A 24,235-nucleotide genomic window follows, 5' to 3' on the forward strand; every position below is an offset into this window, starting at 1 on the left:
ATGCCCAAGGCCGATCTCGTCCTCACCGGAGGGCCCGTCCTCACCCTGGATCCCGCCCGCACCCGGGCCACCTCGGTCGCCGTCACCGGTGAACGGATCACGGCCGTCGGCCACGACGAGGTCCGCGAGCTGATCGGTCCCGGGACCGAGGTCGTCGACCTGCGCGGGAAGCTGCTGCTGCCCGGCTTCCAGGACGCCCATGTGCACGCGGTCTACGGCGGGAGCGAGCTGGCCGAGTGCGATCTGACCGGGACGGTCGGCGTCGCGGAGTACCTGGAGCGCGTCCGGGCGTACGCGCGGGCGCATCCGGACCACGAGTGGATCACCGGGGGCGGCTGGTCCCTGGAGAGCTTCGCGGGCGGCCTGCCCACCCGTCAGCTGCTCGACTCGGTCGTACCCGACCGGCCGGTCCTCCTGTCGAACCGCGATCACCACGGCGCCTGGGCCAACACGCGCGCGCTCGAGCGGGCCGGGATCACGGCGGCGACGCCCGACCCCGCCGACGGACGGATCGAGCGGGAGGCGGACGGCACTCCCAGCGGCATGCTGCAGGAGGGGGCGGCGACCCTGGTCGGCCGGCTCGTCCCGCCCGCCACGCCCGCCGACCGGCTGGCCGGGCTGCTGCGGGCGCAGCGGCTGCTGCACTCGCTGGGCATCACCGGCTGGCAGGACGCGCTGCTCGGCGAGTTCGGCGGCCGGGCCGACCCCTCGGACGCCTACGCGACCGCCGCCCGTGACGGCTCGCTGACCGCGCGGGTGACGGGGGCGCTCTGGTGGGACCGGGAGCGCGGGGCGGAGCAGATACCCGAACTGGAGGCCCGCCGTGCGGAGTTGAGTCACGGGCGGTTCCGGGCGCGCTCGGTGAAGATCATGCAGGACGGGATCGCCGAGAATTTCACGGCCGCGATGACCGCCCCGTACCTCGACGGCTGCGGCTGCGTCACCGCGAACGCGGGTCTCAGCTTCGTGGACCCGGAGGCGCTGCGCGGCCATGTCACCGCGCTCGACGCGCGTGGCTTCCAGGTCCACTTCCACGCCCTGGGCGACCGGGCCGTCCGGGAGGCGCTGGACGCGGTGGAGGCGGCCCTGGAGGCCAACGGCCCGCGCGGCAACCGTCACCACCTCGCCCACCTTCAGGTGGTGCACCCCGACGACCTCGCGCGGTTCGCCCGGCTGGGGGCCGTCGCGAACATCCAGCCGCTGTGGGCGGCCCACGAACCGCAGATGGACGAGCTGACCATCCCGTTCCTGGGCCCGGAACGCGCCGCCTGGCAGTATCCGTTCGGCGATCTGCTGCGGGCGGGCGCGACGCTCGCCGCCGGCAGCGACTGGCCCGTGAGCAGCCCGGACCCCCTGGAGGGCCTGCACGTCGCCGTCAACCGGCGGGCGCCGGATACCGAGGACGAGCGGGTCTTCCTGCCGGAGCAGCGGCTGGACCTCACCACCGCCCTGGCCGCCTACACCGCCGGTTCGGCCCATGTGAACGGCCACGACGACGCCGGCAGCCTGCGGCCCGGGAACCTGGCCGACCTCGTCGTCCTGGACCGGGACGTCCTCACCGGCCCGCCGGAGGAGATCGCCCAGGCCCGGGTGGAGCGCACCTACGTGGGAGGCGCGCTCGTCCACGCCGTCTGAACGGGCGGTCTCACCGCCGGGCGTCTTCACCGGCCGTCTTCGCCGGGCGCGTCCGGCGGGTCTCCGTCCCGGGCGCGTCCGCCGGACGTCTGTGCCGGGCGTCCGCGTCCCTCGCGTCCGTCAGGCGTCTCCGCCCGGTGCCTCCGTCAGACGGGCGAGCACGGACCGCATGGCGTGCCGGACGGCCGCTCGGGACTCCTCGGTGGGGTCGAGCGTCTCGAAGCCGTGCCGGCCGTGCGGCACGTCGACCACCTCGACGGCGGCCCCGTGGGCCCGGGCGGCGTCCAGGAAGTCCGTGACGGTCCGGGCGAAGTCGGGGTGTTCCCGGCCGGCCCGGGTGAGGACGAGCGGCAGCCGCCCGGCGGAGGCCAGCGCGGTCACGGGCCGGAACCGGGAGGGCACCGTTTCCCAGCCGGGCGGCGGGGCGAGCACCGGATAGGTGAAGGCCAGGGCGCGCAGCCAGGGCGGCGGCGCGGCGAGCCAGTCCGCCGCGAGCAGTCCGCCGCCGGAGAAGAACCACAGGGCGATCCGCCGTTCGTCGACCAGGGGGTGGGCGCGGGCCCGCTCCACGGCCTCGGCGAGGTCGCCGGCGGCCCGCCCGTAGTCGGTCAGGCCGTGCAGGCGGTGGTCCAGGGTGATGCCGACGGCGCCCAGGTCCGCCGCGTGGCGGGCGTAGCCGAGGAAGACCGGGGAGTCCCTCGGGGTGGGCCGCGCGTCGGCGGCCACCGGTCCGCCGTGGACGAAGAGGACGGCGGGGCGGGGGCCGTCGGCCTCGGGGAGGTGGAGGTCGATCCGGCCGGTGCGCTCGCGGGGCCGTACGGACACGTCGAGGAGGAAGGGACGGTCGGCGGCCGCTCCCGCCTCGTCCGGGGCGGGCGTGCGGCCGGGGGCCGGCGGCGGGAGCCGGTGGCCCCGGCCGGCCGCGGCGGCGAGAAGGACACCGGCGAGGTCGTCGGGGCGGGAGAGCATCGGCCAGTGTCCGGTGTCCAACTCGAAGAAGGTCACACCGCGTTCGGCCAGGGCCCGGAACTGGGGCGGTCCGGCCTCCGCCAGCATCTCGATCATGCCGATGCCCGGTCCGTCGGCGGTGCACAGGACGCCCGTGGCGGGGATGTCCGCGACGGCGGCGGAAAGGCGGAGCGGTTCGGTGAGGGTACGGGCGGGCTGGGGGACGGCCAGGCGGTCGAGCCGTTCGCGGACCGCCGGGGAGAGGCCCTCGGTGCTTCCCCAGCGCTCCCACTCCTCCCCCACCGGGGCGGGCACGTCGGCGGGGCGCGGGCCGGTGGCGGCGGTCAGCCGGTCGCGGGCGGCCTCGTCGCGGACGAAGCGCAGCGCCGGGTCGCCGTCCTCGGCCAAGCCGGCGGCCACGTACACGACCCGGGCGATCCGCTCGGGCCGCCGGCCCGCGGCGCCGAGGACGGGGTGGATGCCGTAGTCGTGGCCGACGAGCACCACCTCCCCGGGGCCGCCGTCGCCGAGGCCGTCGATGAGCCGCACCAGGTCGTCGACGTGCGTCTCCAGGCCGGCGTCCGTGCCCGCCGGACCGGCGCCCGGGGCGCGCGGCGCCTGACCGGTGAGGGTGACCGGGTGGGCCGCGGCCCCCTCGGCCCGCAGCCGGGCCGCCACCTCGTCCCACACCCAGCCGCCGGTGAAGGGCCCGGACACCAGCAGGAACAGCGTCATGATCGTCTCCTCGCACGTCGGTGATCGACGCCGTTACGCTAGGAACTCCCCCTGAGGGAGGTTCAAGTCGTGGTGTCCGACGACGGATGGTGGAGCATCGGCGAGCTCGCCGCGCGGGCCGGTGTCACCGTCAAGACGGTGCGGTTCTACTCCGACCGCGGACTGCTGCCGGAGGCCGGCCGCAGCGCCGGGGGCCACCGCCGGTACGGCCCGGAGTCGCTCGACCGGCTGCGCCTCGTCCGGTCGCTGCGCGGGCTCGACGTGCCCGTTCCCGAGGTGGCACGGGTGCTGTCCCGGGACGACGTGTCCCTGGACCCCGGCGAGGCACTGGAGGAGGTCCTCGCGGGCCGGCTGCGGGAGGTCGGTTCCCGGCTGGCCGCGCTGCGCTGGCAGGAGGCGTCCCTGCGGGCCCTGCGGGACTCCCCCGCCGGGGAGCGGGCCGAACGGCTGGCGTTGCTCGGCGCCCTTCCCTCCCCTCCCGGCACCGCCGCCCTGGTCGCCCTCTGGCGGCGTTCCCTGCCCGCGCGGCTGCCGCGCCGGGTGGTGACGGCCGTGCTCGACGCCGTGGTGCCGGAACCGCCCGCGGAGCCGGAGCCCGGGCAGGTCCTCGCCTTCGCCCGGCTGCACGCCCTCGTCTCGGGGTCACCGCCGGGCGGCGGCGGACGGTTCCGCGTCCCGCCGCCCCTGCCGGAGGGTTCGTACCGGCCGGGTGTGCTGTACGAGGGGCTGGCGGAGGCGTACGCGCTCGCCGCGGCCGAGGCGCGCCAGGGCCGGGAGCCGGACGGCGGCCCGGCTCTCGACGGCTTCGTCGCCGCGTACGCCGCGGCCCTCGGGGCCCGGGACACCCCGGAGTTCCGGCGCGGGCTCCTGGAGCCGCTCGGCCGGGGCGTCTGCCCCGCGACGGTCCGCTACTGGAAACTGGCGGCCGGCCTCTTCCCGCCCGGCCGGCCGGTCCTCGGCGCCCTCCACCACCGGCTCTCGCTCGCGCTGCGCGACCAGGTGGCCCGCGAGGCGGCCTGACCCGCGTCGTCCGGGGCGCCGCGGGGCACCCGCGCGGGTGGCCGGCGACGGCAGCCGGGTGAGGGCACGCATGGGAGGGGCCCGGGGCGGGAAGGGGCGCGGGGCGACGTCCGGCCGGCGGGCGCGGGACGAGGAGGTGGTGGCGGTGACGGGGCCGATGACCGCGGAGGCGGCGGGTGCGCCCTGCTGGCTGAGCCTGGCGGCACGCGACCTGGACACGGCGCAGCGGTTCTACGGGGCGGTCCTGGGCTGGACCTTCCGGCCGGCCTCCCTGGGTGAGGCGTACGCGGTGGGCGAGCGCGACGGGGTGCCGGTGGCCGGGATCGCGGCGGTGGCGGCCGAGCTGGCCGTGCCGGTGGCCTGGACGGTCTTCTTCGCCGTCGACGACGCGGACGCGGCGGTCGCGCGGATCCGTGAGCGCGGGGGCACGGTCGGCGTCGGGCCGGTCGCCTATCCGCCGCGCGGGCGGGCGGCGCTGGCCACCGACCCGGAGGGCGCCGCCTTCGGAGTGTGGGAGGGACGGCTGGTCTCGCGCTGGCACGTCGGCGAACGGCAGGCTCCCGCGTGGCTGGAGCTGCACACGCGGGACGCCTTCGCCGCGGCCGTCTTCTACGGCGGGGTGCTGCGCTGGGCGGAGGCGGATCCCGGCTGCTGCGACGTCTCGTACGAGGAGGAGCGGGTGGTCCTCCGGCGCGAGGGGCAGGCGGTCGCCCGGCTCGACAGCGGCCCCGTCGAATCGGCTTCGCCCCGCCCGCAGCTGCGACCGCGCTGGCTGGTCCGTTTCCGGGTCCCCGACCTGGCCGCGTCGAAGGCGGCGGTGGTGGAACACGGCGGCTCGCTCGTCCCCGGCGGCGAGTGGGGCGGCGTCCACCGCCCGGAGGACGACGACACGGACCGCCGGGTGGTGGTCCGTGACCCGGACGGCGCGCTGTTCACGCTGGAAGTGGAGGACGCCGGGGAGGGCTGAGCGGGAGGAGGGGCCGTCCGGTGGAAACGCGGCGGGCGGCTCCTCCCGTCCCGTAGCGTGCTGTCGCATGACCGACACCGGGATCGAGATCACCACGGAGCTGGTGCGCTCCCTGCTGGAGGAGCAGCATCCGGATCTCGCGGGGGCGCCCCTGCGCGAAGTGGCGGGCGGATGGGACAACCGGCAATGGCGCCTCGGGGACGAGTTGGCCGTGCGCATGCCGCGTACGGAGCGCGCTCCGGATCTCCAGCGCAAGGAGCGCCGGTGGCTGCCCGTCCTGGCCCCGCGTCTGCCGCTGCCGGTCCCGCGCCCCGTACGGATCGGTGAGCCCTCCGCCCGGTTCCCGAAGCCGTGGACCGTCATGACCTGGGTCCCCGGCGAACCGCTGGACACCGCTCCCCTCCGCGGTGCCGACCACGCGGCCGGCACGCTCGCGGCGTTCCTCGGGGCGTTGCACACAAAGGCCCCGGCCGAGGCGCCGGCCGGCACCGACCGCGGTGCTCACCCCAGGGACTGCGCCGAGGGCTTCGACCACTTCTTCCGCGCCGCCGTACCCTGCGAGGCGGCCGCCGCCGTGCGCGCCGTCTGGGAGGACGCCGTCGCGGCGCCCGCGTGGAAGGGCCGTCCGGTCTGGGTGCACGGCGACCTCCATCCCGCGAACGCCGTCGCCTCGGACGGGAGGCTCGCGGGTGTGATCGACTTCGGTGACCTGTTCGCCGGTGACCCGGCCTGGGACCTCGCGGCGGCGTGGGTGCTTCTTCCCGAGGGTGCCGCCTCGCGGTTCTTCGAGGCGTACGGGCGCGCCGACGAGGCGACGATCCGGCGCGCTCGCGGGTTGGCGGCTCTGAAATGCCTGTTCCTCATGCTGATGGGGCGGAACGGGGAGCGGGGGCTCCCGGGAGGCAAGCCGGCGTGGGGCCCGGTGGGCCGGGCGGGCCTCGACCGCGTCGTGCGGGGCGGACCCGCGTAGCCACCGGGCGTCCCGCCGCCCGTTCGGCCCCGGACCGGCGGCAGGCCCGCGCCGCCGGAGGCCGTCGGCGGTCGGATACGGTGTGCTGATGCCCGAGAGTCTGCCCGCCGATGTCGCCGATGTGCTCGCCGCGCTCCTGAGCACCGACGATCCGGTGCACGTCGCGCTGCGGCGGCAGGTCCCGCACCTGAGTGTGCGGGAGCGCTGTGCGTGCGGGTGCGGCACCGCCTACTTCGCGTGCGACACCGACGTGTCGGATCCGGCGCCCACCGGTCCCGGCACTGCCGTGGTGGCCGAGGCGCAGCTCGTCACGGAGGCCGGTGAGTACCCGGGTGAGGTGCTGGTCTTCGCGCAGGGCGGCTACCTGTCGTGGGTGGAGGCCTGTTCGTGGAGCGACGAGGTCGAGGTGACTCTGGCGGCCGCCCGCCGCTGGTTGCCGCCCCGCCCGTGACCCCGGTGCCGCGGGGCGTCGCGGCGCGCCCTCGGCCGGCGGGGTGACCCGCGGGGCCGGCACCTTCCTGACGTCCGCTCGGCGCACCGCCGTGTCCTGACGCCCGGACCCGTGGACGCCGGGACGGGCCCGGCGTCCCGCCCGGCCCGGCGCCCCCTGCCCGAGCGGGTGCTCCCGCCGGGGCCGGCGTTCCACCGCCCGGGTCGACGCCGCCGCGGACCGGCGCCCCGCCCAAGCCGGTGCTCCCGCCGGGCCGCCCCTCACGCCCGGTCGACGCCTTGAACCCTCCGCCCGCGTCTCGCGCGTCCGCTCACCGACCCGCCCCGCACGCCTTCCGGACGCCTTCGCCGGATGTCTTCCCGCCCGGGTCGAACGGCGGTAACTTCCCGGTCACGCAAGGGCTTTCAGAAATTTTCCGACCGAGTTTCCAGCGGCGCCGATCCCCGTGCCACCGACCCGCCGGCCCGCCGGCCCGCCGGAAGCCTCCCGCGAGGAGCCGCACATGCCCCGTACCCCCACGCGGCCGGCCGGCCGCGCCGTGGTGGTCGTGGTGGCCGCCGCCGCAGGTCTGCTCGGCGCGGTCACCGCGCCGTCCGGCGCGCCGCCGCCGTCCGCCCCCGCGCACCGGACCGCCCCGGCGGCCGCCGTCGCCGGGAACACGGCGACCGTCTTCTACTGGACCAGGACGAAGGACTGGGCCGCCTACTCACTGCACTACGCCCCCGACGGGGGTGCCTGGACCACGGTGCCCGGCGTGGCGATGGAGCCCGCCTGTACGGACTGGGTGCGGGCGACCGTTCCCCTCGGCGCCGCCACCGGCCTGCGGGCCACCTTCAACGACGGCGCCGGGACCTGGGACAACAACGGCGGCCGGAACTACGCCCTCGGCACCGGGAACGTCACCGTCAAGGACGGCGCCGTCGCCCATTCCGACCCGTGTGCCGGGACTCCGCCGCCGGGCCCGTCCGCCAAGGCGACCGTGTACTACTCCACGGAGTCCCTGGGCTGGCCGACGGTCAACATCCACTACCGGCCGGCCGGCGGGTCGTGGACCGCCGTCCCCGGGGCCGGCATGGAGCCGGTGTGCGCGGGCTGGTGGAAGCGGGAGGTGGACCTCGGTACCGCCGGTTCGCTGAAGGCCGCCTTCAACAACGGCAACGGGGTGTGGGACAACAACGGCGGCGCCGACTACACCATCGGCGCGGGCGTCTCCACGGTCCGGAGGAACACGGTGACGCCGCAGGCGTCCGACCCGTGCGCCGCCACCCCGCCCGACACCCGCGCGCCGACCGCCCCGGGGCGGGTCACCGCCACCGCCGACGGCGTGTCCGTCCTCGTCGCCTGGGACCCGGCCACCGACGACCGGGGCGTCACGAAGTACCAGGTGACCCGGACGGGCGGCACCGGCGGCACGACCGTCACCGACGTCGGCTCGACCGTCCTCTCCGACACCGGCCTCGCCGAACGGACCTCGTACACCTACAGCGTCCGGGCGGTCGACGCCGCCGGGAACGTCTCCGCCGCCTCCGCCCCGGCGACCGTCACCACCGGCGAGCGTCCCGCGGGCCCGGCTCCCGGCAGACCGCTGGGCACCGACCCGCGCAAGGACCCGATCTACTTCGTCCTCACCGCCCGCTTCCACGACGGCGACCCGTCGAACAACCGCGGCGGCAGCCAGCACACCCGGTCGGGCAACGCCGCCCACGACGACCCGATGTTCCGGGGCGACTTCAAAGGCCTGATCCAGCGGCTCGACTACATCAAGGGGCGCGGCTTCTCCGCCGTCTGGATCACCCCCGTCGTCCTCAACCGGTCCGACTACGACTACCACGGCTACCACGGCTGGGACTTCCACCGGATCGACCCGCGCCTGGAGTCCGCCGGGGCCTCCTACCAGGACCTCATCGACGCCGCCCACGCCAAGGGCATGAAGATCTACCAGGACGTCGTCTACAACCACTCCTCCCGCTGGGGTGCGAAGGGCCTGTTCACGCCCACCGTGTACGGAGTGCGGGACAGCCAGTGGAGCTGGTACTACGACGAGGAGCAGCCCGGCTTCGCGTACGACGGGCTGACCGTCGACCCGAAGTCGGGGAAGTCGTACTACAACGGCGATCTGTGGTCCACGGCCGAGCCGACCGGCAACACGTGCCTCGACTGGGGGAAGCCGACGGGCGGCCGGAGCCCCGAGGGGTACACGCTCCACAACTGCCAGTGGCCCAGCCCCACGTCGGGCATGTTCCCGAAGGGTCTGTACCACCAGTGCTGGATCGGCAACTGGGAGGGCGAGGACGCGCGTTCCTGCTGGCTGCACGAGGATCTGGCCGACTTCGACACCGAGAAGCCGGCCGTGCAGAACTATCTGATCGGCGCGTACAACAAGTACATCGACATGGGGGTGGACGGCTTCCGCGTGGACACCGCGGTGCACATCCCGCGCACCACCTGGAACCGCCGCTTCCTGCCCGCGATCCAGGAGCGCGTCGCGCAGCGCCACGGCGCCGACGCGGCCCGGAACTTCTTCGTCTTCGGCGAGGTCGCCGCCTTCGTCAACGACAAGTGGAACCGCGGCTCGGTCAATCACTCCGCGCAGTTCTACACCTGGAAGGAGCGCAAGGAGTACTCCGCCGACGACAGCGCGGCGGCCCTGGAGATGTACGCCTACGAGCAGCAGCGGGGCACCGGCGACCAGCCCACCTCCGCCAACGCCTTCCTGGCGGGGAACACCTACCACGCACCGGACCCGGGCCGTTTCTCCGGCATGCACGTCATCGACATGCGGATGCACATGAACTTCGGTGACGCGCAGAACGCCTTCTCCAACGGCAAGGACTCCGACGACAGTTACCACGACGCCACGTACAACGTCGTCTACGTCGACAGCCACGACTACGGACCGAACAAGTCCTCCGAGCGCTACGCGGGCGGGACCGACGCCTGGGCCGAGAACATGTCGCTGATGTGGACCTTCCGGGGCATCCCGACGCTGTACTACGGCTCCGAGATCGAGTTCCGCAAGGGCCGGAAGATCGACTGCGGGCCGTCCTGCCCGCTGGCGGAGACGGGCCGCGCCTACTTCGGCGACCACCTGGCGGGGTCGGTCACGGCCTCCGGGTTCTCGAAGGTGTCCGCCGCCTCGGGGACGGTCGCCACGACCCTCCAGCAGCCGCTGGTCAAGCACCTCCAGCGGCTCAACGAGATCCGGCGGGCGGTCCCGGCACTGCAGACCGGCCAGTACTCCACGGAGGGCGTGTCGGGCGGGATGGCGTTCAAGCGCCGCTACACCAGCGGCACGACGGACAGTTTCGCGCTCGTCACCGTCTCGGGCGGCGCCACGTTCACGGGCGTCCCGAACGGGACGTACACCGACGCCGTCAGCGGTGACGTGCGGACCGTCTCGGACGGCCGCCTCTTTGTCGCCGCGCCCGGCAAGGGCAATCTGCGGGTGTACGTGCTGAACGGACCGGGCCGCGTCGGCGCGGCGGGGCCGTACCTGAGGTGACACCGGCGTACGGGGCGGGCCGGGCGCCCGCTCCGTACCCCCGGGGAACGAACCACGCACCGGGGCGGAAAAGCACCTCTTCCCGGCGCCGTCAGGTCAACAGTCCGTAACACGAACGGGCTTCTCGGACAGAAGTCTTCCCTCCGCCGGAGCCGTCTGGGATCTTGCGTCCACCCCACACATCACAGGGCCCGGCCGGCGCCACCCGCGCCACCGGGTCATCGGAGGACGCATTGTTTTCCCACATATCCGGCCGGCTGAGAACTCCGGCCCTGGCGGCGCTCGCCCTCGGCACGGCGGCGGCGCTCGCCGCCCCCACCGGTCTCGCCCACGCGGTGCCCACGGACGTGGATCCGGTCACGGCCCGCTCGGCCGCGGCGGCCCGCGAGACACCGGCGACGGCCACCACGAGCACCGCGGCAGCCGCCTGGGCGGCCGGCACGCGCGCGTACCTGGTCATCACCACGCCCGGTGACACCACGGCGGTCCGCAACGCCGTCGCCGCCAAGGGCGGCTCGGTCTTCGCCTCGTACGACGCGATCGGCGTGATCGTCGCCCACTCGGCCTCCGCCACCTTCGCCCCGGCGATGCGCGCGGTGAGCGGCGTCCAGCAGGTCGGCGCGACCCGCACCTCCGACGTCCCGGCCGACGCCTACAACCCGGCGCTCCCGGCGAACCCGGCGCAGTCGACGACGACGCTCACCGAGTCCAACCGCTGGGACATGACGCAGATCAAGGCCGACCAGGCCTGGGCCGTGACCACCGGCTCGGCCGCGGTGAAGGTCGGCGTCCTCGACACCGGCGTGGACGACCGGCACCAGGACATCGCGCCCAACTTCAACGCCGCGGACTCCGTCTCCTGCGCCTACGGCAAGGCGGACACCCGGGCGGGCGCCTGGCGGGACGTGGACACCCACGGCACGCACGTGGCGGGCACGATCGCCGCGGCGAAGAACGGCAAGGGCGTCGTCGGCGTCGCGCCGGGTGTGAAGATCGCCGCGGTGCGCATCGCGGAGCCGTCCACGGCGCTGTTCTTCGCCGAGAACACCATCTGCGGGTTCATGTGGGCCGGTGACCACGGCTTCAAGGTCACCAACAACAGCTACTACACGGACCCGTGGCAGTTCAACTGCCCGGACGACCTGGACCAGGCCGCCATCATCGAGGGCGTGCGCCGGGCCCAGGAGTACGCGGAGAGCAAGGGCTCGCTGCAGATCGCGGCGGCCGGCAACTCCAACTACGACCTGGCCAACAAGACGACGGACTCCGAGAGCCCCAACGACTCGACCAAGGTCACCCGCACCATCACCAACGCCTGTGTCGACATCCCGACCGAGCTGCCGGGCGTGGTGACGGTCGCCGCGCAGGCCAGCGGCGGCGCCAAGGCCTCGTACTCGAACTTCGGCAACGGCGTCATCGACATCGCGGCCCCGGGCGGCGACGGCGCGACGGGCGTGTACTCGACGCTGCCGGGCGGCAAGTACGGCAGCAAGAGCGGAACGTCGATGGCCTCGCCGCACGTGGCCGGGGTCGCCGCGCTGATGCTCAGCGTGGACCCGACGCTGACGCCGGCGCGGCTGCGCGACCGGCTCGCGGCGGAGGCGACGGACCGGGCGTGCCCTTCGGACAGCCGCTGCACCGGCACCACCACGAAGAATGGTTTCTTCGGTGAGGGCGCGGTCGACGCGCTCAAGGCCGTCGGGGGCGCGACCCCGCCGCCCGGCGCGTACTTCGAGAACCTCACCGACGTCGCCGTCCCGGACAACACCACGGTGGAGAGCCCGATCACGGTGAGCGGGGTGGCGGGCAACGCGCCGGCCACGCTCAAGGTGGGCGTGGACATCGCGCACACGTACATCGGCGACCTGAAGGTGGATCTGGTGGCCCCGGACGGCACGGTGTACACGCTGCACAACCGGACCGGCAGCGGGACGGACAACCTGGTGCAGAGCTACACGGTCAACGCCTCGGCGGAGGTGGCGAACGGGGTGTGGAAGCTGCGCGTCAACGACAACGCGACCCAGGACACCGGGCGGATCAACGCCTGGAACCTGACCTTCTGACGCACCCCCACCCGGGGAACGGGGCCGGAGCCGCGAGGTTCCGGCCCCGTTCGCGTGCCCGGCCCCGTTTCCGCGCGCACGGTCCGACTCCCGTCCGTACGGCCCGGCTTCCGTTCGTGCGACCCGGTCCTGGGGCATCCCGGGGAAGAAAGTGCGTACCGGGGGTAGGCCTGCCCCGCCCCCTTGCTATACGTTCCGTCTAACAAGCTTGCTAGACGGGACGTCTAACAAGCCTCCGAGCCGATTCGCGCGATCCAAGGAGCCGCACCATGGCAAGCAGCACCGTTCGCCCGGACAACCAGGACGACGACGTCGCCGAGCGTCTCCTCCGGTCGGCCGCGAAGCTGTCGTACGACCCGGCGGTCGAGGTCGACTGGGACACGCCGCTCGACAAGGGCTTCCACGGCCAGAGCCCGGAGTGGAACAGCCTCTACGGCACCGCGTACTGGAACGAGATGACCGAGGAGCAGCGCAAGGAGCTGACCCGCCAGGAGTCCGCCTCCGTGGCCAGCACCGGCATCTGGTTCGAGATGATCCTCCAGCAGATGGTCCTCCGTGACATCTACCGCATGGACCACACCGACCCGCGCTTCCAGTGGGCCCTCACCGAGATCGCCGACGAGTGCCGGCACTCGATCATGTTCGCCCGCGGCTCCCAGAAGCTCGGCGCGCCGGCGTACCGGCCCAAGCGGGCCGTGATGGAGCTCGGCCGGGTCATGAAGACCGTCGGTTTCGGCGAGGCCGCCTACGCCGGCATCCTCGTCGCCGAGGAGGTCCTCGACGTGATGCAGCGCGACTGGATGCGCGACGAGCGGGTGGTGCCCTTCGTCCGCACCATCAACAACATCCACGTCGTCGAGGAGTCCCGGCACATGAAGTTCGCCCGGGACGAGACGCGGCGCCACCTCGCCCGCGCGAGCCGGCCCCGGCGGCACTTCCAGTCCCTCGTGGTCGCCATCGCCGCGTACTACATCATCACCAGCCTGGTGAACCCCGAGGTGTACGCGCGCGCCGGGCTCGACCCGGAGCGCGCCCGCCGCGAGGCCGCCGCCAACGAGCACTACAAGGCGCAACTGCGCGCCAGCTGCGCCGGGTTGATGGAGTTCCTGTCGGACGTCGGCATGCTGACCCGGCCGGCCGTCTTCTTCTACAAGCGCGCCCACCTCCTCTGACCCTCCGAGCCGAGCAGAGCCGCCGCCATGACCTACGCCATCACCCAGACCTGCTGCAACGACGCCACCTGCGTGGCCGTCTGCCCGGTCAACTGCATCCACCCGACGCCGGACGAGCCGGACTTCGGTACCACCGAGATGCTCTACATCGACCCCAGGAGCTGCATCGACTGCGGCGCCTGCGCCGACGCCTGCCCGGTCGACGCGATCTTCCCGGTGGACCGCCTCACCGGGAAGCTGCGCGCCTACGAGGCCATCAACGCCGCGCACTTCGCCGACCGCGAGCCGGCCCCGGCCGCCGCCTCCCCCACCTTCCACAGCTGGGGCGAGCCGAGCTTCGACCGCTCGCTGCCCTCCGACTTCGCCCCGATCCGGGTCGCGGTCGTCGGCACCGGCCCGGCCGGCATGTACGCGGCCGAGGACCTGCTGCTGCACACCAACGCCGAGGTGACGCTGATCGACCGGCTGCCCGTGGCCGGCGGACTCGTCCGGTACGGCGTGGCCCCGGACCACCCGTCGACCAAGGGGGCCGGGGAGACCCTCGCCCGCTTCCACACCCACCCGAGGGCACGGCTGTGCCTCGGGGTGGAGATCGGCCGGGACGTCTCCGCCGAGGAGCTCGCCGCGCACCACGACGCGGTGATCTACGCGGTCGGCGCGCCCTCCGACCGGCGGCTCGGGATCCCCGGCGAGGAACTGCCCGGCAGCGTGCCGGCCTCCGCCCTCGTCTCCTGGTACAACGCGCACCCCGAGACCGGCCCGGACGCCGTCGCCCCGGCGGCGGCCGAACGCGTCGTCGTCGTGGGCAACGGCAACGTCGCCCTCGACGTGGCCCGGATCCTGGTCACCGACCCGGAGCGGCTCGCCGCGACCGACATCGCGGACCACGCCCTGGCCGCCCTGCGCGCCGCGCGGGTACGGGAGGTCGTGCTCCTCGGCCGGCGCGGACCCGAGCACGCCGCGTACACCACCTCCGAACTCCTCGCCCTCACCGACCTGCCCGGCGTCGACCTCGTCGTCGACGACCACGACCCGCGCGTGGCCGCGGCGGTGGACGCCGCGGCGCCCGGCGGGAAGGCGGCCCTGCTGCGCGGGGTCGCGCGGGAGACGGTGGACTGGAGCGGGGGTCCGGCCGAGGGGCGCCGGCGGATCGTGCTGCGCTTCCACTCCTCCCCCGTCGAGGTCCTCGGCGGGGAGCGGGTGGAGGCCGTGCGCGTGACGGGCGCCGAGGCGGCGGGCGGAGCCGGCGGTGACGGCGTGGACCTGGCGGCCGGGCTGCTGGTGCGGGCCGTCGGCTACCGGGGCGTACGGGTCGCCGGGCTGCCCTTCGACGAGACCACCGGCACCGTGCCGCACACCGGGGGCCGGGTGGAGGGGATGCCCGGGACCTACGTCGTCGGCTGGATCAAACGCGGGCCGTCCGGGGGCATCGGCGCCAACCGCGCCTGCGCCGCCGAGACCGTCGGCAGTCTCCTCGCGGACGCGGTCGCCGGGACGCTGCCCCGGCCCACGGGCTCGGCGAAGGCCTTCGAGCGGCTGGCCCGGAAGCGGAGCCGGACGCTCGTCGACGCCCGGGGCCTCGCCGCCATCGACCGGACCGAACGCGCGCGCGGCGCGGCGGCGGGACGGCCCCGCGTCAAGCTCACGACCGTGCCGGAACTGGTCGCGGCGGCACGCGGTGCCGGCCGGTGGCGGCGACCGCCCGGCTGACCCGCCGACAGACCGCCCTGAAGGAGGGGGAGACAGGTGTACGAGTGCGGCTCCGGGGCACCCGCTTGCCATGAGCAGCACTGAGAGATCCGGTGATCGCCCGGCGGACGGTTCCACGTCGGACGACGGGCGCAACGAGACCCCCATGGAGCGGGCGGACAGGCAGTGGAGCGAGCTGCTCCAGGAGCTCCGGGTGGCGCAGACAGGCGTGCAGATCCTCTTCGGCTTCCTGCTCGCCGTGGTCTTCCAGCCGCGCTTCGCGGACCTGGGGTCGGTGGACAGGACGATCTACGTCGTCACGGTGTTCTGCGGGGCGGCGGCGACGGGGGCGCTCATCGGGCCCGTGTCGCTGCACCGGCTGGTGTCGGGGCGGCGGCTCAAGCCGGTGGCGGTCAGGTGGGCGGCGCGGCTCACGGTGGTCGGCCTGGTGCTGCTGTACCTGACCATGGCGTCGGCGTTCCTCCTGATCATGCGGATGGCACTGCACGACGCGCTGGCACTCTGGCTCGTCGCGGTGATGGCCCTCTGGTTCGCGCTCGTCTGGTTCGTGGTGCCCCTGCTCACGGTCCGCAACGGCCGGCGCTGACGCCAGGCCGGGGGGGGCTCGGTGGGCGTGGCCGACGGCGGTGGGGTCCGGCCCGGGACGGCGGGCCGGCGGTGGGCCGCTCAGCGGCTCAGGCGGCGAGGCCCAGCGGCTGGCGGAGGACCACGGCGTTCAGCCGGACGGCGAAGGCGGCGGTGTCGGTCGGGCCGAGGGTGAGGACCCGGTCCTTGGGCAGGTCCAGGGTGACGTCCACGCAGAAGGCGAGGGCGTGCAGGGCCTCCCCCGCCGTCTCGTCGCCGAGGGCGAAGAACAGGTCGCGGTAGAAGCGGGTCCGCTCCGCCGTCTCCTCGTAGAAGGAGAGTCCCGGCTGCCCGAGCTGCCCGCCGAGATCCGTGAAGGCCTCGGTCAGCTCCCGTTCGACGGTCTCCCAGAAGCGGGCGTCCGCGTACTCGGCCGGCAGGGCCTGGCGCACGGCCTCCTTGAGGGAGAGGACCATGACCAGCAGCGGGGCGTGCTCCTGGAGCCCCCAGCCTCGGACGGTCCGGACGACGGTGCTGTCCGGGACGGCCTCGGCGGCCTGCCGGATCGCCTCGAAGTCGAAGTCGACGGTCGCCGGGGCGATCGCCTCCTGGAACAGCCGGTCGACGGACCGTGCCTGGTCGAGGTGGTCGGGACCCACCTCGATGACGGTCCTGAAACTGGCGGCCAATGTTCCTCCTGGGTGCGCTCGATGATCAGGAGGGGCCAGTATGCCGAGGGCCGCCGCCCGGGAACACCGGCCGTCCGCCGTACGGACGGACCCGGCCCCGCGAGGCGGTGGCCGCGCGCGGAGCGGAGGTCAGGAACGGCGCCGGGGCTTGCCGCTCCGGCCCCGGGAGGCGGCGGCGCCGCCGGTCCTGCGACCGCCGGTGGCCGGGCGTCCGCCGGTGCGCGGGGAGCCCGCCGCGGACCGCCCGCCGCTCTGCGGCTTCTTGGAGGTCTTCTCCGCCTTGCGGCCCTTGCTCTCCTCCGCCCGCCGGCCCCGCGTGCTGTTGACGGTGCGGCCGCGGACGATCCCGATGAACTCCTCCACCAGGTCGGGTGCTTCCTCCGCCGCGGGCCAGGAGAGCGCCACCCGGGACTGCGGCACGTCCGTGAGGGTGCGGTAGGTCAGGTCCTTGCGGTGATGGAGACGCGCCAGCGACTGGGGGACGGCGAGCACGCCGATCCCGGCGGCGACGAGCTCGATCGCGTCCCCGGTGGTCGCGGGGCGCTCCAGGGCCGGGCGGCCCGGCGGGCGCTCCCAGCCCAGGGTGTCGTCGAGCGGGTGCAGGACCAGCTCGTCGGCGAGGTCCTCGGCCGACACCTCCTCCGCCGCGGCGAAGAGGTGGTCCTTGGGCACGACGACGACCGTGGTCTCCGTGTAGAGGGGGATCGCGCTGAGGTCGTCCCCGTCGACGGGGAGCCGCAGCAGCGCCGCGTCGGCCCCGCCGTCCCGCAGGAGGCCGAAGGCCTCGCCGGGCGTCACGCCGAGGAGGGTGAGGGGGACGTCGGGCAGGCGCTCGTTCCAGATCCGCACCCACTTCGAGGGCGTCACTCCCGGGACATACGCGAGCCGGAACGAGGGGGAAGCTTCCGAGCCTGTCACCCCGCCAGGTTACCCGTAGCGGCCGTGGTCGGAAGTCGGCCACATGCTCGATACCCTGGAGGCATGACGTCGCACCAGAACGCCCAGACGATGAAGCCCGCCACCGCGGCGAAGAAGCTGGGTGTGTACCTCGAGGCCACCCCCGCCGCATTCCGGGAGGGTGTCGTCTCGCGCACCGAGCTCAACGAACTCCAGGCGAACCCGCCGGCCTGGCTGCAGGAGCTGCGACGCAACGGACCGCACCCGCGCCCCGTGGTCGCGGCGAAGCTCGGCGTCTCGATCGCCGGCCTCGCCCGCGGCGGTGTCACCGAGGCGCTCACCACCGAGCAGATCGAGGCCCTGAAGCAGGAGTCCCCGGAGTGGCTCGTGAAGGAGCGCGCCACCCAGGCCGAGGTCCGCAAGGAGAACCTCCGCATCAAGGAGCGCAACGAGCAGCGGGCGCAGAACGCCTGAGCCTCCCCCGGCGCCCCGGTGGTCCTGCCGGGGGGCTTCCCCGGCGTCCCGGCATGGGGCGCCGCGGGGCGAGGGAGTGATTCCCTCATGAGCGATTCCCGCACTCCCCCCGGGCCGTCCGCCTCCGGCGCGCCGGTCCTGGCCGGCGTCGACGGCTCCGCGCACGGTCTGCGAGCCCTGGAGTGGGCCCTGGGCGCGGCCCGGACCCTCGGGGCGCCCCTGATCGTGGCCCATGTGCGCCCCGAGGCGCTGCGGCGGGGGGCGGCCAGGACCGCCTCGGCGGACGCGGACGCCCCGCTCCCGGATCCCGTCCTGGACGCCGCCCGCGCCGTGGTGGAGGAGCGCGGCCCCACCGTGCCGGTGCGCTACACGTCGCTGGACGGCCCCGTCACCGACGCCCTCCCGGCGGCCGCGCGCAGCTGCCGGCTGCTGGTAACCGGCGCGCGGGGGCGCGGTGGCTTCGCGAGCCTGCTGCTCGGCTCCACCAGCCGCTCACTGGCGGCGACGGCGCCGTGTCCCCTGGTGGTGGTGCCGCACGAGGCGCGGACGGCCGTGCCGGGGACGGAGGCGGGGGCCGGGCGGATCCTGCTCGGTCTGCATCCCGAGGAGACTCCGGACGAGGTGGTGGAGTTCGCCTTCGAGGCGGCCCGGCTCCGCGGCGTACCCCTGGAGGCCGTCACCGTACTGCGGCTCCCGCCGGTGCCGGCCGCGCTGCTGGTGGCTCCGGTGCCGGTGCTCCAGGTGCCGGCGCCGCTGCCGGAGGAGGACGAGTCGGAGCTGATGCTGCGGGAGACCGAGCGGGAGCAGGAGGCTCGGCTGCGGCCGTTCGCCGAGCGGTGGCCGGAGGTCGAGCTGCGTCCCGTGGTGGCACCGGGTGACGCGGCGGGCCGGCTCGTGGACGGGTCGCGGGACGCGGCCCTGCTGGTCGTGGGCCGGCACCACCGGCACCGGTTCGGCTCCCTGCTGATCGGTTCGGTGGCGCACGCGGTGCTGCATCACGCCGAGTGCCCGGTCGCGGTGGTCCCGCCCGTGGCGGAGGCGTGAGCCGCCGGGGCCGGTCGCGTCACCGCGCGGGGCGGGCCGGGCGTGGCTAGCGTGGCCCTCAGGAACGTCTCCACGTCGTCGAACGGAAGAGAGAGTCACCGTCATGGCCTCACGACCTGAGGGCACACCGATCTGGACCGACGCGATGTTCACCGACCTGGAGGGCGCGAAGGCGTTCTACGGTGACGTGCTCGGCTGGACCTTCGGGGAGTCCTCCTCGGAATTCGGGAACTACACGCAGGCGTACCGGAACGGCAAGGCGGTCGCGGCCGTCGTCCCGCCGATGCCCGGCCAGGACGCCCCGCCGCAGTCCGGCTGGTGTCTGTACTTCGCCTCGGACGACGTCGCCGCCACGGCGGAGAAGATCCGCGCGGCGGGCGGCACGGTGCTGATGGAGCCGATGCAGGTGAGCGAGTTCGGCTCGATGTGCCTCGCGCAGGATCCGACGGGCGTGACCTTCGGCCTGTGGCAGCCGGGCACCCACGAGGGGTTCGAGCTGGAGGGTGAGAGCGGCTCGTACGTCTGGGCGGAGGTGTTCACCCGGGAGCCGGAGCGGGCCGACGCCTTCTACACCTCGGTCTTCGGGTACGGCTCGAAGAAGATGAAGGACGAGAACATGGAGGACTACCGGGTCTTCGACCTCGGGGAGGGCCCCATGCTCGGCCGGATGGTGATGACGGCGGACGACTTCCCGCCCGAGGTCCCGGCGTACATCCAGATCTACTTCGCCGTCGACAACTGCGACAAGACCGTCGAGGCGGCCGAACGGCTCGGCGGGCGGAAGGTGTTCGGTCCGATGGACAGCCCCTTCGGACGGTTCGCCGCGATCGTGGACCCGCAGGGCGCCGCGTTCGCCGTGATCGACGTGCGGACGACGGTCGGCGAGATGCCGGAGATGGTCTGAGGCCGGTCCGGCGCGCCGGATCACGGGACCGCCCCGCCGGACGGCGCGGCGGTCCCGTCGCCGTGAGCGGGTCAGGGCCGGAGGCTGGAGACCACGTCGGCGGTGGCGGCCACGCCGTTGTGGATGGTGGGCGCCATGCTCGTACCGGCGAGGAAGAAGCCGAGCAGGAGACAGACGAGGGCATGAGTGGCCTTCAGGCCCCCGCTCCGCAGGAAGACCACGGCCAGGATCAGCAGCAGCACCACGACAGAAATGGAAACGGCCATCGCTCTCACGTCCCTCCGTCGCCGCACCGGAATTGCGGCGTTCGGCGGACAGTGTGGCGGAATGTGCGGTCCGTCCTGATGTGTGGCGGGGCGGCCATACGGGTGAGATCGGCCGGGATCAGGCGGGGAGGGTCCCCCGGAAGGTCTCCCGGATGGTCGGCCGGCGGACCGCTTCGAGCTCCGGATCGGCCAGCAGGTCCGCGATCAGGGCCCGGTCGCCGAAGACCTCGGTGGCGTTGAGGTCCCAGTCGGACAGGACGAGCCAGCCGCCGTCCGCCGCCCACCAGGTGGCGGGGAAGAAGTCCGTCGGCCGGGCCGCCCGGTGGGCGGGGGCGTCACCGAGCCGGCCCCGCCAGGCCACGAGCTCCCCGTCGGTGGAGACGGGTGCCTGGGCGGCCCCGCACCAGGTGGCGAGCCCGTCCGGGGAGTGGCGTGCGAGGTGCCCGACCAGCCGGTCCAGGGTCTCGGCGTCGGGCTCGGCGTCGCCGGGACCGTCGAGCTCGTCGGCCCCTTCGACGCCTTCGAAGACCAGGTAGGAGGGGGTCAGCGGCCAGTCCGCGAAGCGGCGGCCCGCCCGGGCGAGGACGTCGTCCCAGCGGAGCCGTACCGGACCCTCGTGGATGGCGTGCAGCAGCCAGCAGTGGTCCTCGAAGCCGCCGCGCGGCTCCAGGCCGCAGTCGGCGTGGGTGAGGGCGGTGCGCAGGCCGTCGAGGGGGTCGTCCTCCGTGGCGCGCGTCCAGATCCCGGTCATCGCTCGTCCCCTCCCGTCAGACAGTCCCGCCACTCCACCGTACGGTCGCACCATCGCTCCAGCAGGATCCTGTCGTGGCCCACTGCGAGGAGACCGGCGCCGGTCTCGGCCCGGTAGGCCTCGACGGCGGCGACGAGCGCGGCGGTGGTGGAGGCGTCGAGCATGGCGGTCATCTCGTCGCAGATCAGCCAGCGGGGGCGGAGGCTGAGCGCCCGGGCCAGGCAGGCGCGCTGGAGCTGGCCGTCACTGACGGCGTGCGGGCGGCGGGAGAGCAGTTCGGGGGTGAGACCGACGGTGGGGGCGAGGGCGGCGACGCGTTCGGCGGCCTCGGCCCCGCGGCCGGTGGCGCGCAGAGGTTCGGCGATGAGGTCGGCGAGGGTGAGGCGGGGGTCGGCGGCGGTGCGCGGCTGCTGGAAGACGACGCCGACGGCGGTGCGCTGGGCGCGCGGCGCGCGGTGGCGCCAGGCGCGGACCTCGGTGCCGTCGAGGACGTAGCGGCCCGCGTCGGGGCGGTGGAGGAGGGCGGCGACCCGGGCGAGGGTGGACTTGCCGCAGCCGCTGGGGCCGAGGAGGCCGACGGATTCGCCGGGGGCGAGGGTGAGGCGGGCGCCGCGGAAGACGGGCGCGCGGCGTTCGTAGCCGGCGGTGATGTCGTTCAGTTCAAGCACGGGGGTGCTCCGGGTGGTGGCAGGCGACCGCGGCGCGGGGCTCGGGGCGGGTGGCGCAGAGGCCGGTGGCGCGGGGGCAGCGGGGGGCGAAGGCGCAGCCGCCGGGCAGGGCGGTCAGTTCCGGCGGCATGCCGGGGATGGGGGTGAAGGCCCGCTCGGGGAGGGCGTCGAGCAGGCCCCGGGCGTAGGGGTGGCGGGGGCCGGCCGGGCCGAAGAAGCGGTGGGCGGGGGCGGTCTCGACGATCCGGCCCGCGTACATGACGGCGACGCGGTCGGCGATGCGTTCGGCGGCGGCGAGGTCGTGGGTGATGAGGAGCAGCGCGCGGCCCTCGTCGACGTGGCGGCGGAGTTCGTCGGCGGTGCGGTCGACGAGGTCGCGGTCGAGGCCCGTGGTGGGTTCGTCGGCGAGGAGGAGGCGCGCGTCGCCGATGAGGGCGAGGGCGGTCGCGGCGCGCTGGGCGAGGCCGCCGGAGAGTTCGTGCGGGTGGCGGTCGAGGTGGGTGGCGGGGAAGGCGGCCCGTTCGGCGGCCTCCTCGGCGCGGGCCCGCCGCGCGCGCCGGGGGGCGCCGGTGAGGGCCCGTACGGTCTCCTCCAGGTGGCCCCGTACGGTGCGGACCGGGGTGAGGTGGGCGGCGGGGCTCTGCGGGACGAGGCCGACGCGGCGTCCCCGTACGGTGCGGGCGAGGGTCTTCTCGCCGGCGGTGAGCAGGTCGGTGGGCCCGGTACCGTCGGGACCGGCGAGCAGGGCCGTGCCGGAGGTCTCGGCGTTCTTGGGGAGGAGGCCGAGGAGGGCGGAGGCGAGGACGGATTTGCCGCAGCCGCTCTCGCCGACGAGGGCGAGGCACTCCCCCGGCACGAGGTCGAGGTCGGCGTCGCTGACGGCGTCGACGGTCCGGCCGCCGCCGAGGTGGAAGCGGACGGTGAGACCGCGGACGCTGAGGACGGCGGCCTCGGCGCGTTCGGCGGTGACGGCCTCCAGGGCGCGCAGGACGTTCCCGGTCACAGCATCAGCTCCGATCGGCGGCGCGGGTTGAGCCGGTCGCGCCAGACTCCGGCGAGTCCGGCGATGGCGAGGGTCGGGACGATGAGGAAGAGGCCGGGGAAGAGGGTGGGCCACCAGTCCCCGGCGAGGAGGGAGGAGCGGGCGGTCTGCACCAGGTTGCCGAGGCTGGCCTGGTGGCTGGGGAGGCCGAGGCCGAGGAAGGAGAGCGCGGACTCGTGCCACATGGCGTGCGGGACCATGAGGACGGCGGCGAGACCGGCCTGCGGGAGGACGGCGGGCAGCAGGTGCCGGACGGCGACGCGGCGGCGGGAGGCGCCGCCGGAGATGGCGGCGTCGACGTAGGGCCGGGAGCGCAGGGAGAGGACCTCGGAGCGGACGATCCGGGCGGTGGAGAGCCAGTGGGTGACCGCGACGGAGACGATGACGGGCCAGACGCCGGGCCGGAAGAGGGCGACGACGAAGATCCCGAGCAGCAGGTGCGGCACGGAGGAGAAGGCGTCCACGAGCCGCATGAGGCCCCGGTCGAGCCATCCGCCGAGGGCGCCCGCAGCCGCGCCGACGGCGGTGCCGATGACGGTGGCGACGAGGGCGGCGACGAGGCCGACGAGCAGGGAGACCCGCAGGCCGTAGACGCAGCGCAGCAGCAGGTCGCGGCCGAGGTCGTCGGTGCCGAAGGGGTGGTCCCAGGACGGCGGCAGCAGTTTGGCGGCCAGGTCGACGGCCTGTTCGTCCAGCTGGGCCAGCGGGGGGACGAGAAGGACGGCGAGGAGGACGGCGCCGACGGTCACGGCGGAGGTCCACAGCCGCAGGCGGTGGGTGCGCGGGTCAGCCATCGAAGCCCACCCTCGGGTCGGCCAGACCGTAGAGGAGGTCGGAGAGGAGGTTGCCGAGGAGGACGGCGGCGGTGGCGAGCACGGTGAGCGCGGCCAGCAGCGGGAAGTCGACGGAGGTGGCGGCCTGGACGGTGGCGGCGGCGATGCCCGGCCAGCTGAAGACGGTCTCCACGAGGAGGGCTCCGGTGATGAGCTCCGGGACGCGGGAGCCGATGAGGGTGAGCATCGGCAGCATGCCGGAGCGCAGGGCGTGGCCGGTGAGGACGGTGCCCTCGCCCAGGCCGCGGGCGCGGGCGCCGCGTACCGGGTCCTCGTCGAGGGCGTCGCCCACGCCCTGGCGGACGTACAGGAAGAACCAGGGGAGCTGGGAGACGCCGAGGACCAGGGCGGGCAGCACGAGGTGGTGGGCCACCTGGCCGAAGGTGACGGTGTCGCTCGCGGTGTCGGTGAGGCCGCCCGCGGGCAGGGCGCCCAGCTTCAGGGCGAAGAACCAGATGGCGAGGAGCCCGAGCCAGAAGGCGGGGGCGGCTTCCAGGGTGTACGCGAGGGAGCTGACGGTCCGGTCGAGGAGGCCGCCGCGGCGGCGGCCGGCGAGGACGCCGAGGGCGGTGCCGAGCGCGATGGCGACGAGGAAGGCGGTGGCCGCGAGGAGGACGGACCAGCCGAGGCGTTCGGTGATGACGTCGGCGACGGGCCGGCGCATGACCGAGGAGTCGCCGAGGTCGCCGGTGAGCGCGGAGGTCAGCCATTCCCACCAGCGGGCGAGGAGGGGCCGGTCGACGCCGAGGTTGGCCCGGAGCTGGTCGAGGTTCTCCTGCGAGGCGGTGAGTCCGGCGGTGCCCGCGTAGGCCTTGACGGGGTCGAAGGGGGAGGCCTCCGCGACGGCGAAGACCGCGAAGGTGACGGCGAGGAGGACGGGGACGGCGGCGAGGGCCCGCCGTCCCGTCATCCGGGCCATGGCCCCCCAGG

Annotated in this window: 22 protein-coding genes; 13 read left to right on the plus strand and 9 right to left on the minus strand. The window is 74.6% G+C overall.

Going from position 1 to position 24,235, the window contains the following annotated elements; all coding sequences use genetic code 11:
* A complete protein-coding gene (locus ABTY40_RS11830) occupies positions 1–1,635 on the plus strand; it encodes an amidohydrolase (protein ID WP_352059384.1) in 1,635 nt (544 codons plus the stop codon).
* Between the two features lie 120 nt (positions 1,636–1,755).
* Here ABTY40_RS11830 and ABTY40_RS11835 read toward each other — a convergent pair whose 3' ends face one another.
* Positions 1,756–3,318 (minus strand): alpha/beta hydrolase, encoded by a 1,563-nt coding sequence (locus ABTY40_RS11835; protein WP_352059385.1) that lies wholly within the window; start codon positions 3,316–3,318, stop codon positions 1,756–1,758.
* A 69-nt stretch (positions 3,319–3,387) separates the two neighbouring features.
* Between ABTY40_RS11835 and ABTY40_RS11840 the strand changes: the two genes are divergently transcribed.
* From ABTY40_RS11840 to ABTY40_RS11880, 9 genes are all read left to right on the plus strand, one after another.
* Positions 3,388–4,338 (plus strand): MerR family transcriptional regulator, encoded by a 951-nt coding sequence (locus tag ABTY40_RS11840; RefSeq protein ID WP_502990553.1) that lies wholly within the window; start codon positions 3,388–3,390, stop codon positions 4,336–4,338.
* Positions 4,339–4,474: 136 nt separating this feature from the next.
* A complete protein-coding gene (locus ABTY40_RS11845) occupies positions 4,475–5,305 on the plus strand; it encodes a VOC family protein (RefSeq protein ID WP_425578516.1) in 831 nt (276 codons plus the stop codon).
* 67 nt (positions 5,306–5,372) lie between these two features.
* Positions 5,373–6,275 (plus strand): aminoglycoside phosphotransferase family protein, encoded by a 903-nt coding sequence (locus tag ABTY40_RS11850; protein WP_352059386.1) that lies wholly within the window; start codon positions 5,373–5,375, stop codon positions 6,273–6,275.
* An 88-nt stretch (positions 6,276–6,363) separates the two neighbouring features.
* Positions 6,364–6,726: a hypothetical protein gene (locus ABTY40_RS11855; protein ID WP_352059387.1), complete on the plus strand. Its 363-nt coding sequence runs from the start codon at positions 6,364–6,366 to the stop codon at positions 6,724–6,726.
* Between the two features lie 502 nt (positions 6,727–7,228).
* Positions 7,229–10,228 carry a carbohydrate binding domain-containing protein gene (locus ABTY40_RS11860; protein ID WP_352059388.1) on the plus strand — a complete coding sequence of 1,000 codons (3,000 nt, stop codon included), beginning with the start codon at positions 7,229–7,231 and terminating at the stop codon, positions 10,226–10,228.
* Between the two features lie 233 nt (positions 10,229–10,461).
* On the plus strand, positions 10,462–12,291 hold the full coding sequence (locus tag ABTY40_RS11865) for a S8 family peptidase (RefSeq protein WP_352059389.1): 1,830 nt from the start codon (positions 10,462–10,464) through the stop codon (positions 12,289–12,291).
* Positions 12,292–12,560: 269 nt separating this feature from the next.
* The gene (locus ABTY40_RS11870) at positions 12,561–13,463 is read left to right on the plus strand and encodes an AurF N-oxygenase family protein (RefSeq protein WP_352059390.1); all 903 of its coding nucleotides are present in this window, start codon (positions 12,561–12,563) and stop codon (positions 13,461–13,463) included.
* Between the two features lie 27 nt (positions 13,464–13,490).
* Positions 13,491–15,173 carry an FAD-dependent oxidoreductase gene (locus tag ABTY40_RS11875; protein WP_352059391.1) on the plus strand — a complete coding sequence of 561 codons (1,683 nt, stop codon included), beginning with the start codon at positions 13,491–13,493 and terminating at the stop codon, positions 15,171–15,173.
* Positions 15,174–15,243: 70 nt separating this feature from the next.
* Positions 15,244–15,759 carry a DUF6328 family protein gene (locus ABTY40_RS11880; RefSeq protein WP_352059392.1) on the plus strand — a complete coding sequence of 172 codons (516 nt, stop codon included), beginning with the start codon at positions 15,244–15,246 and terminating at the stop codon, positions 15,757–15,759.
* 88 nt (positions 15,760–15,847) lie between these two features.
* On the opposite strand, the gene ABTY40_RS11885 is transcribed toward ABTY40_RS11880, so the two are convergent.
* Positions 15,848–16,426 (minus strand): Type-2Aa cytolytic delta-endotoxin, encoded by a 579-nt coding sequence (locus ABTY40_RS11885; RefSeq protein WP_352059393.1) that lies wholly within the window; start codon positions 16,424–16,426, stop codon positions 15,848–15,850.
* Between the two features lie 129 nt (positions 16,427–16,555).
* Complete coding sequence (locus tag ABTY40_RS11890; protein WP_352059394.1) at positions 16,556–17,344, minus strand: LysR family transcriptional regulator substrate-binding protein; 789 nt, start codon at positions 17,342–17,344, stop codon at positions 16,556–16,558.
* Positions 17,345–17,407: 63 nt separating this feature from the next.
* On the opposite strand from ABTY40_RS11890, the gene ABTY40_RS11895 reads away from it, so the two are divergent.
* The 3 genes from ABTY40_RS11895 (at position 17,408) to ABTY40_RS11905 (ending at position 19,745) form a co-directional block, all read left to right on the plus strand.
* Positions 17,408–17,797 (plus strand): DUF5997 family protein, encoded by a 390-nt coding sequence (locus tag ABTY40_RS11895; RefSeq protein WP_345277677.1) that lies wholly within the window; start codon positions 17,408–17,410, stop codon positions 17,795–17,797.
* An 87-nt stretch (positions 17,798–17,884) separates the two neighbouring features.
* Positions 17,885–18,841 carry a universal stress protein gene (locus ABTY40_RS11900; protein ID WP_352059395.1) on the plus strand — a complete coding sequence of 319 codons (957 nt, stop codon included), beginning with the start codon at positions 17,885–17,887 and terminating at the stop codon, positions 18,839–18,841.
* Positions 18,842–18,944: 103 nt separating this feature from the next.
* Positions 18,945–19,745: a VOC family protein gene (locus ABTY40_RS11905; RefSeq protein ID WP_352059396.1), complete on the plus strand. Its 801-nt coding sequence runs from the start codon at positions 18,945–18,947 to the stop codon at positions 19,743–19,745.
* Positions 19,746–19,816: 71 nt separating this feature from the next.
* Here ABTY40_RS11905 and ABTY40_RS11910 read toward each other — a convergent pair whose 3' ends face one another.
* The 6 genes from ABTY40_RS11910 to ABTY40_RS11935 all read right to left on the minus strand — a co-directional run bounded on the left by ABTY40_RS11910 (position 19,817) and on the right by ABTY40_RS11935 (position 24,224).
* Positions 19,817–20,011 carry a hypothetical protein gene (locus ABTY40_RS11910; protein ID WP_309051290.1) on the minus strand — a complete coding sequence of 65 codons (195 nt, stop codon included), beginning with the start codon at positions 20,009–20,011 and terminating at the stop codon, positions 19,817–19,819.
* 118 nt (positions 20,012–20,129) lie between these two features.
* Positions 20,130–20,762 (minus strand): hypothetical protein, encoded by a 633-nt coding sequence (locus ABTY40_RS11915; RefSeq protein ID WP_352059397.1) that lies wholly within the window; start codon positions 20,760–20,762, stop codon positions 20,130–20,132.
* Positions 20,759–21,430, minus strand: a complete 672-nt coding sequence (locus ABTY40_RS11920) for an ABC transporter ATP-binding protein (protein ID WP_352059398.1) — start codon at positions 21,428–21,430, stop codon at positions 20,759–20,761. Before ABTY40_RS11920 ends, ABTY40_RS11915 begins: the two co-directional genes overlap by 4 nt.
* Positions 21,423–22,433 (minus strand): ABC transporter ATP-binding protein, encoded by a 1,011-nt coding sequence (locus ABTY40_RS11925; RefSeq protein WP_352059399.1) that lies wholly within the window; start codon positions 22,431–22,433, stop codon positions 21,423–21,425. The genes ABTY40_RS11920 and ABTY40_RS11925 overlap by 8 nt, the downstream gene beginning before the upstream one ends.
* Positions 22,430–23,266: an ABC transporter permease gene (locus tag ABTY40_RS11930; protein ID WP_352059400.1), complete on the minus strand. Its 837-nt coding sequence runs from the start codon at positions 23,264–23,266 to the stop codon at positions 22,430–22,432. The genes ABTY40_RS11925 and ABTY40_RS11930 overlap by 4 nt, the downstream gene beginning before the upstream one ends.
* Positions 23,259–24,224 (minus strand): ABC transporter permease, encoded by a 966-nt coding sequence (locus tag ABTY40_RS11935; protein ID WP_352059401.1) that lies wholly within the window; start codon positions 24,222–24,224, stop codon positions 23,259–23,261. The genes ABTY40_RS11930 and ABTY40_RS11935 overlap by 8 nt, the downstream gene beginning before the upstream one ends.
* Positions 24,225–24,235: the final 11 nt, after the last annotated feature.

Origin of the sequence: Streptomyces sp. NPDC126503 (assembly GCF_040302405.1) — a bacterium.
In the GTDB taxonomy this organism is placed as follows: domain Bacteria; phylum Actinomycetota; class Actinomycetes; order Streptomycetales; family Streptomycetaceae; genus Streptomyces; species Streptomyces gulbargensis.

Excerpts from the sequence above, each read along its gene's own strand:
- ABTY40_RS11830 (WP_352059384.1), top strand. The coding sequence starts at position 1 with ATGCCCAAGGCCGATCTCGTCCTCACCGGAGGGCCCGTCCTCACCCTG.
- ABTY40_RS11835 (WP_352059385.1), bottom strand. The coding sequence starts at position 3,318 with ATGACGCTGTTCCTGCTGGTGTCCGGGCCCTTCACCGGCGGCTGGGTG.
- ABTY40_RS11850 (WP_352059386.1), top strand. The coding sequence starts at position 5,373 with ATGACCGACACCGGGATCGAGATCACCACGGAGCTGGTGCGCTCCCTG.
- ABTY40_RS11855 (WP_352059387.1), top strand. The coding sequence starts at position 6,364 with ATGCCCGAGAGTCTGCCCGCCGATGTCGCCGATGTGCTCGCCGCGCTC.
- ABTY40_RS11860 (WP_352059388.1), top strand. The coding sequence starts at position 7,229 with ATGCCCCGTACCCCCACGCGGCCGGCCGGCCGCGCCGTGGTGGTCGTG.
- ABTY40_RS11870 (WP_352059390.1), top strand. The coding sequence starts at position 12,561 with ATGGCAAGCAGCACCGTTCGCCCGGACAACCAGGACGACGACGTCGCC.
- ABTY40_RS11875 (WP_352059391.1), top strand. The coding sequence starts at position 13,491 with ATGACCTACGCCATCACCCAGACCTGCTGCAACGACGCCACCTGCGTG.
- ABTY40_RS11880 (WP_352059392.1), top strand. The coding sequence starts at position 15,244 with ATGAGCAGCACTGAGAGATCCGGTGATCGCCCGGCGGACGGTTCCACG.
- ABTY40_RS11895 (WP_345277677.1), top strand. The coding sequence starts at position 17,408 with ATGACGTCGCACCAGAACGCCCAGACGATGAAGCCCGCCACCGCGGCG.
- ABTY40_RS11900 (WP_352059395.1), top strand. The coding sequence starts at position 17,885 with ATGAGCGATTCCCGCACTCCCCCCGGGCCGTCCGCCTCCGGCGCGCCG.
- ABTY40_RS11905 (WP_352059396.1), top strand. The coding sequence starts at position 18,945 with ATGGCCTCACGACCTGAGGGCACACCGATCTGGACCGACGCGATGTTC.
- ABTY40_RS11910 (WP_309051290.1), bottom strand. The coding sequence starts at position 20,011 with ATGGCCGTTTCCATTTCTGTCGTGGTGCTGCTGCTGATCCTGGCCGTG.
- ABTY40_RS11915 (WP_352059397.1), bottom strand. The coding sequence starts at position 20,762 with ATGACCGGGATCTGGACGCGCGCCACGGAGGACGACCCCCTCGACGGC.
- ABTY40_RS11930 (WP_352059400.1), bottom strand. The coding sequence starts at position 23,266 with ATGGCTGACCCGCGCACCCACCGCCTGCGGCTGTGGACCTCCGCCGTG.
- ABTY40_RS11935 (WP_352059401.1), bottom strand. The coding sequence starts at position 24,224 with ATGGCCCGGATGACGGGACGGCGGGCCCTCGCCGCCGTCCCCGTCCTC.